The following is an 11964-nucleotide window of genomic DNA, read 5'->3' on the forward strand; positions in this document are numbered from 1 at the left end:
ATGTGCGGAGCGGTCCAGAGGGCTCGGGGCTGGGGTTATGCGTCGTCGTAACCCGCATGTCATCTTGCGACTTCTCGTCGCAATATTGCAGAAGGATGTTCACCAACTTATCGTGTGGGCCACTCACCTTCTTCGGAGGTGTGGCGGTTCAGCGTCCACGCCGCATCTCCCGGGTCTCGCATGCAGAAAGGAACCTCATGAGAAGATCCGGAGCCGCCGTCGCGGTGGCTGGGGCGCTGATCGCTGTGGGGAGTGTGGTGGCGTTCCCCGGCACGTCGTCGGCCGCGACCTCGCCGTCGCCCTTCTCCGTCCCGGGGAGAGGCGCGACCGTGCCGTTCACGGAGATCGAGGCCGAGGCCGCCGCGACCAACGGCGAGCAGATCGGCCCGGACCGCGTCTACACCCACCTGCCGTCCGAGGCGTCGGGCCGCCGGGCCGTACGCCTCGACGCGCCGGGAGAGTACGTCGAGTTCACCCTGCCCAAGCCCGCCAACGCCATGACCGTGCGCTACAGCGTGCCGGACAACGCGGCCGGAACGGGCATCACGGCACCGGTCGATCTGAGGATCAACGGGACCAAGCTCAAGGACCTGCAGTTCACCTCCCGGTACGGCTGGTTCTACGGCGGCTATCCGTTCGGCAACACGCCCGGCGACAAGCCGCACCACTTCTACGACGAGACCCGGACGATGTTCGGGTCCACCCTGGCGGCGGGGACGAAGGTCAGGATCCAGGTGGCCTCCACCTCGGTCGCGCCGTGGGTCGTCGTGGACCTCGCCGACTTCGAGCTCGTGCCGGACGCGATCCCCCGGCCCGCCGGGTCGCTGTCGGTCGACGACTTCGGCGCCGACCGCGACGGCACGAGCGACTCGACGGCCGCCTTCCAGGCCGCCGTCGACGCCGGGAAGGCCCAGGGCAAGGAGGTCTACATCCCGGCCGGGATGTACACCCTATGGGACCACGTGGTCGTGGACGGGGTCACGCTGCGCGGCGCCGGGCCCTGGTACAGCGTGCTCACCGGCCGCCATCCCACCCAGCGCAACCGGGCCGTCGGCGTCTACGGCAAGTACGTCAGCGGCGGCGGCTACACCGGCGGGATCCGGCCGCACGAGGCGGGCGGGCCGAGCCGCAACGTCACCCTGCGGGACTTCGCGATCATCGGCGACATCGCCGAGCGGGTGGACGACGACCAGGTCAACGCCCTCGGGGGCGCGATGACCGATTCGGTGGTCGACAACGTGTGGCTCCAGCACACCAAGGTCGGGGCCTGGATGGACGGCCCGATGGACAACTTCACGATGAAGAACAGCCGCATCCTCGACCAGACGGCCGACGGCGTGAACTTCCACACCGGTGTCACCAACTCCACGGTGACCAACACCTTCGTCCGCAACAGCGGTGACGACGGCCTGGCGATGTGGCCCGACCGGATGGCCAACGTGAACAACGCGTTCACGTTCAACACCGTGGTCGCGCCGGTCCTGGCCAACAACATCGTGACGTACGGCGGCCGGGACATAAAGATCGCCGACAACGTGGTGAGCGACACGGTCACCAACGGCGGCGGCATCCACGTCGCCAACCGCTATCCGGGGGTGAACTCGGGCCAGGGCACGGCGGTCGCCGGCACGATCACCGTCGCCCGCAACACCCTCATCCGGGCCGGCAACAGCGACTACAACTGGAACTTCGGCGTCGGCGCGATCTGGTTCGACGGCCTCAACGAGCCGATCAACGCGACCATCGACGTGACCGACGCCGACGTCATCGACAGCTCCTACGAGGCCATCCAGTTCATCGAGGGCAGCACCCAGACCGTCAACTTCTCGAACGTGAACATCGACGGCACCGGGACGTACATGATCCAGGCGCAGGCGGCGGCGAAGGCGAGCTTCAGCAACGTCCGGGCGGCCCACATCGGCGCGGGCGTCGCGATCCACAACTGCGTCGGCACCGGATTCGCCCCCGCGTACGGCACGGGCAACTCCGGCTGGAGCCCGGACTCCACCGTCTGCACCGGCCAGTGGCCCGCGCCGAACTACATCTACGACGGCAGCGGCCCCAGCCCGAGCCCGTCGCCGTCCACCTCGCCGTCCCCCTCCCCCTCCCCCTCACCCTCGCCCAGCCCGACGGCGTGCGCTCCCGGCAGCGGCGACCTCGCCCGGGGCAAGACGGTCACGGCGACGAGCAGCACCCAGTCGTACGTCGCGGCCAACACCGTGGACGGCGACGCGAACACCTACTGGGAGTCGGCCAACAACGCCTTCCCGCAGTCGATCACCGTGGATCTGTGCGCGGTGACCCCGGTCCAGCGGGTGGTGCTCAAGCTGCCGCCCAGCGCGGCCTGGGTCACCCGCACCCAGACGCTGACGGTCCTCGGCAGCACGGACGGGACGAACTACACCACCTTGTCCTCCTCGGCGGGCCGGACGTTCGACCCGGCCACCGGGAACACGGCGAGCATCTCCTTCACCAGCGCGAGCGTCCGCCACGTCCGGGTGACGGTCACCGGCAACACCGGCTGGCCCGCCGGGCAGCTGTCGGCCTTCGAGGTGTACGGCACCGGCGGCACCCCCAGCCCGTCACCCAGCGTCTCCCCCAGCCCGCCGCCCACGGGGAACCTCGCCCGGGGCAAGGCCGTCACGGCGACGAGCAGCACCCAGACGTACGCCCCGGCCAACACCGTGGACGGCGACGCGAACACCTACTGGGAGTCGGCCAACAACGCCTTCCCGCAGACGCTGACCGTGGACCTCGGCGCGTCCGTCACAGTCGGCAGGGTGGTGCTCAAGCTGCCGCCGAGCACCGCCTGGGGCGCCCGCACCCAGACGCTGTCGGTCCTCGGCAGCACGGACGGCACGAACTACACCACGATCGCCGGACCTGCGGGCTACACGTTCGACCCGGCGACCGGCAACACCGTCACCGTCGCCGTGCCCGCCGCCGCCCGGCGCTACCTGCGGCTGAACGTCACCGGTAACACCGGCTGGCCGGCCGCCCAGATCTCCGAGTTCGAGGCGTACGCCTCGTAACCCGGAACGGGACGCCCGGAGGAGGAGTGGACGCCTCCTCCTCCGGGCTCCTCCACACAGCATGACCCCCTCAGCGGGCCGTCAGGTGACGGGGACGCCGACGCGGCCGGTGGAGGAGCGGACGACCAGCTCCGGCTCGAACAACAGCTCGCCCGTCGCGACCGCGGCGCCCTCGATCTGGCTGACCAGCAGCTCCACCGCGGCCCGGCCCATCGCCTCGATCGGCTGACGCACCGTCGTCAGCGGCGGGTCCACGCACGTCATGAGCGCGGAATCGTCGTATCCGACGACGGACACGTCCTGGGGCACGCGTCTGCCGGCCCGCCGCGCCGCGCGGATGGCCCCGAGAGCCAGCGGGTCGCTGCCGCAGATGATCCCGGTGACGTCCTGCCGCACGAGCTTCAGCGCCGCCGCGTGGCCGCCCTCCAGCGAGTGCATCGTGTGCTCGACCAGCTCGCCGCCCGCGGCCCGGAACGCCTCCAGTTTCCGTATGGACGGCATGTGGTCGGCGGGGCCGACGACGAGGCCGATCCGCTGGTGGCCCAGCGCCCGCAGGTGGCCCAGCGCCTGCTCCACCGCGATCGTGTCGTCGCAGGAGACGCGGGGGAAGTCCCAGTGATCGGCGGCCGCGTTGACCAGCACGGTGGGCAGCCGCCGCTCGACCAGCCGCAGGTAGTGCTCGTGGACGACGCCGGTCTGCGTGTAGAGCCCCCCGGCGAAGACCACACCGGACACCTGCTGCTGCAACAACAGGTCCAAGTAGTCGGCCTCGGAGATCCCGCCGACCGTACGCGTGCACAGGACGGGGGTGAACCCCTGCTGGGCCAGCGCCCCGCCGACGACCTCGGCGAACGCCGGGAAGATGGGGTTTTGCAGCTCGGGCAGGACGAGACCGACCAGGCGGGCGCGCTCGCCGCGCAGCTGTGTGGGCCGCTCGTAGCCGAGCACGTCGAGAGCCGTCAGCACGGCCTCCCGGGTGGCCTCGGAGACCCCGGCCTTGCCGTTGAGGACGCGACTCACCGTGGCCTCGCTGACCCCGACCTTCTTCGCAACCTCCGCAAGCCGTCGCGTCATGGCGGCAAGCATACGACGCGGAGCGGCCGGGCCAAGGATCTTCGACGACACGGTTGCAAGCGGGCTGAAAGCACCGTGAAAGAGGCCATTCCTAGTGTCTGCCACGTTGCAGATCTCCCAGGAAGGCATCATGAACATCCTCAGGAACAGCCTCGCCGTCGTCGCGGCGTCCGCCCTTCTCGGTCTGACCGCCGCCTGCAGCGGGAGCCAGACGGCCGTCTGCGAAGAGGCGACCAAGGCGTTCACCGACTACAGCTCCAAGGCCGCCGCCGCGGCCGGCGACATCAAGGGCATCAACACCGCGACCGGCGACCTGGCCGCGCAGCTCAAGGACCTGTCCGGCAAGGCGGACGGCGACCTGAAGGTGGCGCTCGCCGGCATGGCCGACTCGTGGGCGGCCTTCAAGATCGACCTCTCGGACCCGGCCGCCGCGACCAAGCTCGCCGAGTTCGGACAGAAGGCCACCCAGGCGACGCAGCAGCTCGCCTCCGCCTGCTCCTGACCTCCCCCGGCCTCACGGCCCGCCTCGCCGCCGGCGCGCAGTGCCGGGGGCGGGCGGGTGTGGAGGCCGGCGTAAGACCGTGCCAGGTACCACCGCGCCCGCGATGGCCGCTCCCGAGGCTCACCGGACCGCGCCTGTCACGGCCGGCCGGAGCACCCGCCCGCCCGTGAGCGCGAAACCGCCGCGCCGTCAGTATTCGAGGCCCCAGTCGTGGGCGCCGAGGGTGTAGGCGTCCCCCTTGGGCACCAGCCTGCCGCCCTCGGCCAGGCTGTCGAGGCACCGCCGTACGTCGTCCTCCGGAAGACCGGTCATCGCGGCGACCTCGGCGGCGGTCGCGGGCCGTTCCTTCGTGTTCAGGGCGGCGACGGCCTCGTAGACCGTCATGTCCGCCGCCGTCATCTCCTGGACGTCTTCCAGGCTCTCCTCGTCAGGCACTGCGCTGTCTCGCCCCCTCACGCAGCCGCTCCGGATCGACCTGCCGGTCCGGGTAGCGTTCGAGGTACTCGCCTTCCAGCTCCTGAGTCCGCGAGGTGTGGCGCTCCAGCGCGTCGTCCGATCCGTGGAAGAACGTCTCCGAGCGGGTCTCGTGCAGGTGGCGCAACTCGCGGAGCAGGTCCTCGTCGCCCAGGTCCCGCGGGTCGACTCCCATGGTCATGGCGGTCCTCCCTCACACCTCTGTCGGCTTGTCCCAGCGTTCGTCGGGGTTCTTGTCGTCCGGCTCCGCGTTCGGCGGATCGGTGGCGGACGGGGTCCACTCGCCGGCGATATCCGGCTCGTCCTCGGTATCGATGTATCGGTCGTCTTCCCTTCGCATGCCAGGTCTCCTGCCCGGTGGAGCGCCCGCCATTCCGGACGGGCCGCACCGGACCGCCCCCGGAATGCCGTACGGCCCGTCCCCGTCGCGACGATGCGCGACGGGGACGGGCCATACGGGGACGGGAGGTCTCAGGACAGGTCGAACTCCCCTCCCTTGACCCCTTCGACGAACGCCTCCCACTCGCCGGGGGTGAACATCAGCCGCGGCCCCTGGGGATCCTTCGAGTCGCGCACGGCGACGCCGTCGCGCAGGCGCGCGACCTCCACACACTGGTTGCCGACGGTGTTCGAGCGCGCCGCCTTACGCCAGATCGCGCAGGCCAGGTCGTCCGCCGGTACAAGTCCCCTCATCGTCCCGCCATCTCCTTCTCGACCGAAATGATCATTTCCATGGACTTCTCCGGGCCGAGCGCGGCGGCACGAAGATGATCGAAGACCTGGACGTATCCGCGGATCTCCGCCGGATCCTCCAGGTAGAGCTCGCCGCTCATGTTCTCCAGCAGCACCACGTCGGCGTCGCCGGGATCGGGGAAGGCCAGGATCGCCGTCGAGTTGCCCATGCCGAGGTAGGCGCCCGCGTCGAACGGCAGCACCTGCACGGTGACGTTCGGCTGGACGGCCATCTCCCGCAGCCTGCGCAGCTGCTCGGCCATCACGGGCGGGCCGCCCACGGGCCGGCGCAGCGCCGCCTCGTCGAGGACGGCCCACAGCTCCAGTGGGGCGGGCCCGGTCAGGCGCCGCTGGCGCTCCATCCGGGCGGCCGCCCGGCGCTCGATCTCCGCCGGGTCCTTGACCAGGGCGGCGCCGATGACCGCGCGGGCGTAGTCCTCCGTCTGCAGCAGCCCGGGGACCAGCAGCGGCTCGTAGTTGCGCACCGACGACGCCTCGGCCTCCAGCCCGACGTACGGCCCGGGCAGGACGTCGTCGTAGGCGCGCCACCATCCCCGCCGTGCGGCGTCCCTGGCCAGCGCGATCAGCGCGTCCCGTTCCGAGCCCTCGACGCCGTAGAGGTCGAGCAGGTCGCGGATGGTCCGGGTGTGCGGGCGGGTGTGGCCCGCCTCGATCCGGTAGACGGTGGAGACCGCCACACCGAGCCGTCGCGCGACCTCCTCGCGGACGAACCCGGCCTCTCGCCGCAGACGCGTCAGCTCACCGGAAAGCCGGCGGAGCCGGACTGTAGGGCCGCCCACTCCCCTCATGAACCGAACTCTCCCTTTCGCCGCAAAAGGAAACTATGCAATCGTGCATTCGCCATATTGCGTAGCCGTTTTGCAAAGTGCAGGATGAACGAAGTCTTGCACGGACCTCGAATCGCCATCCGCAGGCGGGTGCACAGGGAGTTATCACGGGATGACAATTCTCAACCTCTCGGGGAGAATCGCGATCTCACGCCCCTTCTCGGGAGACCCGTCCCAGGTGCGGGCCGCCCGGCGGTTCGTGGCGAGCCGGCTCGGCGACGGCCACCCCTGCCGCGACGACGCCGTGCAACTGATCGGCGAGCTGGTCGCCGAGTCGCTCCGGCACGCCGCCTCCTGCGGCCGCCCGCCGGGATACGGCGTGTCGGTCCTGGCCACGCCCGCCGCGGTACGCGTCACGTTGTCGACACAGGGCTGCGGGTGCTGGACGTCTCCCGAGCTGACGCCGGGCCGCGGCGTCCACCTCGTGGACCTGTTCACCCGCCGGTGGGGCGTGTCGGCGAGCCGCACCGGGGTCTGCGTGTGGTTCGAGCTCGGGCACGACGCCGCCGTACCGCCGCCCAGGGGCGTCGAAAGCGAGAGCACGAGGACGGCCTGAACGCCGGTCCGCACCGCCACGGGCCGAGACCGGTGAGAAGCAGAACGAATTTCTGGCCGGATCCGGGGTAGACGGGCGCCATATCTTCCGGAGAAGGGGACGATATGGCGCAAATAAGCACCGACATTCCCGCGCGGCTGGATCGGCTCCCCTGGGCCCGTTGGCACTGGCTGGTGCTCATCGGACTCGGCACCGTCTGGATCCTCGACGGGCTCGAAGTGACCATCGTCGGGGTCATCGGCCCCCGGATCACGGATCCGAGCAGCGGGCTGGGACTCACCGACAGCGAGGTCGGGATCGCCGCCGGCGTGTACGTCGCGGGAGCCTGCCTTGGCGCTCTCTTCTTCGGCCACCTGACGGACCGGTTCGGGCGCAAGAAGCTCTTCCTGGTGACGCTCGCCCTCTACCTGGCCGCCACCGTGGCCACGGCGTTCTCGCACGACGCCTGGTACTTCTACCTGTGCCGGTTCTTCACCGGCGCCGGCATCGGAGGCGAGTACGCCGCGATCAACTCGGCGATCGACGAGCTCATCCCGGCCCGCGTACGCGGCACGGTCGACCTGGTGGTGAACGGCTCCTTCTGGCTCGGCACCGCGCTCGGCGCGCTCATCGCGATCCCGGCCCTCGACACGAGCCTGCTGCCGGCCGGTCTCGGCTGGCGCCTGCTGTTCGGCCTGGGCGCCGTCCTCGGCGTGGCGATCCTGCTGGTCCGCAGGACCGTCCCGGAGAGCCCGCGCTGGCTGTTCATCCACGGCCGCGGAGAAGAGGCCGAGGAGATCGTGCGGGAGATCGAGACGAAGGTCCGCGAGGAGAGCGGCAAGACGCTCGAACGGGCGCACGGGGAGATCAGGATCAACCAGCGGACGCACACCCCGCTGTCGGAGGTGGCGGCCACGCTGCTGCGCCGCTATCCCAAGCGCACGACCGTCGGCCTGTCGCTGTTCATCGGTCAGGCGTTCCTGTACAACTCGATCTTCTTCACGTACGCGCTGGTGCTGTCGAAGTTCTTCAAGGTGCCGGACGGCAGCACGCCGTGGTATCTCGTCCCGATCGCGATCGGGAACTTCCTCGGCCCGGTCCTGCTCGGCCGGTTCTTCGACACGGTCGGCCGCCGGACGATGATCGCGGGCAGCTACGTGCTGTCGGGCCTGCTCCTGCTGGGCACCGCCGTGCTGTTCAACGCACACGTGCTGACCCCGGTGACCCTCACGGCCTGCTGGATGGTGGTCTTCTTCTTCGCCTCCGCGGGGGCGAGCAGCGCCTACCTGACGGTCTCGGAGATCTTCCCGATGGAGACGAGGGCCCTGGCGATCGCGCTGTTCTACGCCGTCGGCACCGGGCTCGGCGGCATCATCGGGCCCGTGCTGTTCGGCCGCCTGGTGGAGAGCGGGGTCGTCGGCAACGTCGTGGTCGGCTACGTCATCGGCGCCGTCCTGATGATGGCGGCCGGGCTGGTGCAGTGGTTCATGGGCGTGGAGGCGGCCCGGCGTTCGCTGGAGGACATCGCCGCACCACTCAGCGCCGAGCAGCACCAGATGGTCTGATCGCGCCAAGTCTTCGGCACAGGCACCTGTCCCCGGCAGGTGCCTGTGCGCGTTCCGGGGTGGTTGTTCCCCTCTCCCGGCCTGCCCGGTAACCGCCGTCGATGCCGGGTTCGAACCCGGCCTCAGGGTGCGGGGTAGGCTCACCCGCCCGGCCTCACAACCCATTGACGCCACTTGTGCCGTTCGTTACTGTTCCGCCCAGAATCACCATTCTAGATCTCGAATTCTAGAGTGCTCCCCCCGGGGTGCCCTCAAGCGGCACCCGATCCCATCTCAGGGAGGAGAAGGGAAATGGCAGCGGTAGGAGTCTTCGACACCCTGAAGACCAGGAAGATGTCGGCGATGCAATGGTGGGTGGTGGCCACCGGTCTCTTCCTCGTCCTGATGGACGGGTATGACATCTCGTTGACGTCGTTCGCGTCGCCCTACATCGCCGACGACTTCGGGATCACCTCCAAGGAGCTCGGCATGGCGATGTCGGGCGCCCTGGTCGGTCTGTTCATCGGAGCGGTCGCGCTCGCACCGCTCGGCGACAGGATCGGCCGCCGGGCCACCGGCCTTCTCGGGGCCTACATCGTGGCGATCGGCATGGCGATCTCCACCTTCGCCGACGGCGTCGCGTTCCTCGCCCTCGGCCGCATCGTGACGGGCGCGGGGATCGGCACCCTCATCGCCGTCGTGGCGGTCCTCTTCTCCGAATACGTCAACGCCCGCGTCTACCCGATCGTCATGACCGGGTATGCCGCCGGCATCCCGATCGGAACGTTCCTCGGCTCGACCTTCATCGGCCCGACGCTGCACGAGCATGGGTGGCGTTTCGCCTTCGGCATCGGTTCGGGAGGCGCGCTCCTCAGCATCGTCCTCGTGCACCTGCTGATGCCCGAGTCCCTCGCCTACATCGCCTCCTCCCGCAAGCGCGGCGCGGTCGAGCGCTTCAACAGGCTCCTCGGTCGCATGGGTCTCGAGTCCGTGAGCGCCCTCCCCCAGGAGGAGAGCCTCACCAGGACGAAGGCCCCGTTCGCCGAGGTCTTCAGGGGCAAGCTCCTGCGCAACACGATGCTGGCGGGCCTCGCCTACTTCCTCTTCATGGTCGGCTTCTACTTCACGACGAACTGGGCCGCCAAGTACATGGCCGACGTCACGCACGACCGCGGCGTGGCCGCGGACACCATGTCGTGGTACGGCGTCGGAGGAGTGATCGGCGTCCTCCTCTTCGGCGCCGTCATCGCCCGGCGTGGCATCTACCGGATGACCGCGATCGTCATCGTCCTGAGCGGTGTCTTCCTTGTCGTCTTCGGCCAGGCGGCGACCGTTCAGACGCTTCCTTTCCTCGCCATCGCCGTCACCTCGTTCTTCCTGAGCGCCTCGACGACAGGTTTCTACGCCGCCGTGCCTCTGCTCTACCCGGAGAAGGTCCGCTCGACCGGCTACGGACTGGTCATGGGAGTGGGGCGCATCGGCGGCATCATCGCCCCGACCCTCGGCGGCGCCTTCTTCGACGCCGGGGTGGCACCGCGCCTGACCTTCGCGCTGTTCGCGCTGCCGCTCGTCCTCTCGGCCGTCGTGCTGCTGTTCCTGCACGGCCACGTGCGGCGCGTCCGCACCGGTGTCGAGGCGGCGACGGCACTGAACGCGGCCTGAGGGACACGTAACACGACATCTCACAGCAGGAGGATCACAATGATCGGGGGAAAGAGGGCCGCGCTGGTCATCGCCGCGAGCAGCGGGATCGGCGCGGCGACGGCCCGCGAGCTCGCGACGCGCGGCCACCACGTCGCGGTGATGGCCCGTGGGGAGGCGGTGGAGAGTCTCGCCCGCGAGATCGGCGGCCTGGCCGTCCGCGGGGACTACACCGCGCGGGGAACGATCGAGTCCGCCGTGGAGCGGGTGACCGGCGAGTGGGGACGTCTCGACGTCGTCGTGAACAGCGCCGGTCACGGGCCGCAGGGCACTCTCGAAGAGCTCACGGACGAGCAACTGGCCCTCGGCTTCGACCTGTATTTCTACAACGTGGTGCGTGCCTGCAAGGCGGCGCTCCCCGTCATGCGGTCCCGGGGTGGCGGTGCGATCGTCAACATCTCCAGCGCCGCCCCCACCGAGCCCTCGCCTCGCTTCCCGACGTCCATGGTGGCGCGGGCCGCGATGACGACCTGGGTCAAGCTGTGGTCCGCCGAGGTGGCCGCGGACGGGATCAGGGTCAACAACGTTCTCCCCGGGTACACCGTGGCCGACCCGGCGACGGTCCCGAGCGATCGGGTCTCGAACATCCCGATGCGACGTCCGGCCAGCTATGCCGAGATCGCGCGTACCGTGGCGTTCCTATCGTCGGACGACGCCGCGTACATCACGGGCCAGAACGTACGTGTCGACGGAGGCGTGACCCGGAGCGTCTGACTCCCGCCGGCGGCCGATCACCCGGCGGCGGTGGAGACGGATTTGCGCTCGCGCGCGAGATTCACGTACCGGTCGACCAGTCCTTCGAGTGCCAGGGCGGCGAGGTCGGCGTACTCGGCGAAATCAATGCGAATGGCCGAGTTGGCGTGAACGTAGAAGCCGTCGGTAAGGGCGAGACTGAGCACCGCCAACTTCTCCGGCAATTCGGGAAACGCCTCGACCACGTCCCCGGGCAGCGAATCCGCGAGATGCCTGACATTGACCTCGAACATCTTGGACCGGATCCTTATGTACGTCCGGCGGACCTCGCTGTCTTCACCGAGGCCGCCGAGACGTTTGTCGAGAGCCAGGATCATCGCGACCTTCAACAGCGCCTCTTCGCGTGAGTAACCGCCGGGGTCCTCGCGGACCTGGCCGGCGATGCCGCGCGTCACCTTGTCGCGAACCGCGATCGGGCCCGAGTGAATCTTGAGCCATTCGGCGTGGCAGTGCTCGAGCAATTCGACGAAGAGTTGCTCCTTGTTCTTGAAGTGCCAGTACACGGAGCCGATGGGCAGGCCCGACTCCGCGCTGACGTCCGCCATCGTCGTGCCCTCGTAACCCCGCTCGACGGCGAGGCGCAGCGCCGCCTGAAGGATCTGCTCCTTGGAGTTCTCGGATCTCGCCCGCCGTGAAGTGCCTTGCGCCATAGGGGGAGTGTACGCGAGGCAAGGGCCGCCACGAGGTCCTCCCCGGCCCCCGCTTCCCGCCCCCGCATGGGGGTGCCACACCGCCCCCGCACCGTCCGAGCAGGAATCCGGCGGGATGG

General features: G+C 69.5%; 13 protein-coding genes. 6 read left to right on the forward strand and 7 right to left on the reverse strand.

What is annotated here, in order from left to right:
- Nucleotides 1-197 precede the first annotated feature (197 nt).
- Nucleotides 198-3032 (forward strand): discoidin domain-containing protein, encoded by a 2835-nt coding sequence (locus tag QSK36_RS24070; protein WP_285783948.1) that lies wholly within the window; start codon nt 198-200, stop codon nt 3030-3032.
- 81 nt (nt 3033-3113) lie between these two features.
- Here the strand turns inward: QSK36_RS24070 and QSK36_RS24075 are convergent, their stop codons facing one another.
- Complete coding sequence (locus QSK36_RS24075; protein ID WP_285783949.1) at nt 3114-4106, reverse strand: LacI family DNA-binding transcriptional regulator; 993 nt, start codon at nt 4104-4106, stop codon at nt 3114-3116.
- 130 nt (nt 4107-4236) lie between these two features.
- Between QSK36_RS24075 and QSK36_RS24080 the strand changes: the two genes are divergently transcribed.
- A complete protein-coding gene (locus QSK36_RS24080; RefSeq protein ID WP_285783950.1) occupies nt 4237-4608 on the forward strand; it encodes a DUF8711 family protein in 372 nt (123 codons plus the stop codon).
- A 189-nt stretch (nt 4609-4797) separates the two neighbouring features.
- Here the strand turns inward: QSK36_RS24080 and QSK36_RS24085 are convergent, their stop codons facing one another.
- The 5 genes from QSK36_RS24085 to QSK36_RS24105 form a co-directional block, all read right to left on the reverse strand.
- On the reverse strand, nt 4798-5043 hold the full coding sequence (locus tag QSK36_RS24085; RefSeq protein WP_183535259.1) for a helix-turn-helix domain-containing protein: 246 nt from the start codon (nt 5041-5043) through the stop codon (nt 4798-4800).
- Complete coding sequence (locus QSK36_RS24090) at nt 5036-5263, reverse strand: DUF6158 family protein (RefSeq protein ID WP_117408774.1); 228 nt, start codon at nt 5261-5263, stop codon at nt 5036-5038. The genes QSK36_RS24085 and QSK36_RS24090 overlap by 8 nt, the downstream gene beginning before the upstream one ends.
- A gap of 12 nt (nt 5264-5275) precedes the next feature.
- A complete protein-coding gene (locus QSK36_RS24095) occupies nt 5276-5422 on the reverse strand; it encodes a hypothetical protein (RefSeq protein WP_159454895.1) in 147 nt (48 codons plus the stop codon).
- 131 nt (nt 5423-5553) lie between these two features.
- Nucleotides 5554-5775: a DUF397 domain-containing protein gene (locus tag QSK36_RS24100; protein ID WP_139575792.1), complete on the reverse strand. Its 222-nt coding sequence runs from the start codon at nt 5773-5775 to the stop codon at nt 5554-5556.
- Nucleotides 5772-6623 carry a helix-turn-helix domain-containing protein gene (locus tag QSK36_RS24105; RefSeq protein ID WP_139575791.1) on the reverse strand — a complete coding sequence of 284 codons (852 nt, stop codon included), beginning with the start codon at nt 6621-6623 and terminating at the stop codon, nt 5772-5774. The genes QSK36_RS24100 and QSK36_RS24105 overlap by 4 nt, the downstream gene beginning before the upstream one ends.
- A gap of 151 nt (nt 6624-6774) precedes the next feature.
- Between QSK36_RS24105 and QSK36_RS24110 the strand changes: the two genes are divergently transcribed.
- The 4 genes from QSK36_RS24110 (at nt 6775) to QSK36_RS24125 (ending at nt 11156) form a co-directional block, all read left to right on the forward strand.
- Nucleotides 6775-7218, forward strand: coding sequence for an ATP-binding protein (locus QSK36_RS24110; RefSeq protein WP_183535257.1), 444 nt, complete (start codon nt 6775-6777; stop codon nt 7216-7218).
- Between the two features lie 104 nt (nt 7219-7322).
- Nucleotides 7323-8762, forward strand: a complete 1440-nt coding sequence (locus tag QSK36_RS24115) for an MFS transporter (RefSeq protein WP_183535255.1) — start codon at nt 7323-7325, stop codon at nt 8760-8762.
- A 291-nt stretch (nt 8763-9053) separates the two neighbouring features.
- Nucleotides 9054-10403, forward strand: coding sequence for an MFS transporter (locus QSK36_RS24120; protein WP_285783951.1), 1350 nt, complete (start codon nt 9054-9056; stop codon nt 10401-10403).
- Between the two features lie 39 nt (nt 10404-10442).
- On the forward strand, nt 10443-11156 hold the full coding sequence (locus tag QSK36_RS24125) for an SDR family oxidoreductase (RefSeq protein ID WP_285783952.1): 714 nt from the start codon (nt 10443-10445) through the stop codon (nt 11154-11156).
- A 17-nt stretch (nt 11157-11173) separates the two neighbouring features.
- Here the strand turns inward: QSK36_RS24125 and QSK36_RS24130 are convergent, their stop codons facing one another.
- A complete protein-coding gene (locus QSK36_RS24130; protein WP_183535251.1) occupies nt 11174-11845 on the reverse strand; it encodes a TetR/AcrR family transcriptional regulator in 672 nt (223 codons plus the stop codon).
- Nucleotides 11846-11964 lie beyond the last annotated feature (119 nt).

It is taken from the genome of Microbispora sp. NBRC 16548 (genome assembly GCF_030268985.1).
GTDB classification, from domain to species: Bacteria; Actinomycetota; Actinomycetes; order Streptosporangiales; family Streptosporangiaceae; genus Microbispora; species Microbispora catharanthi.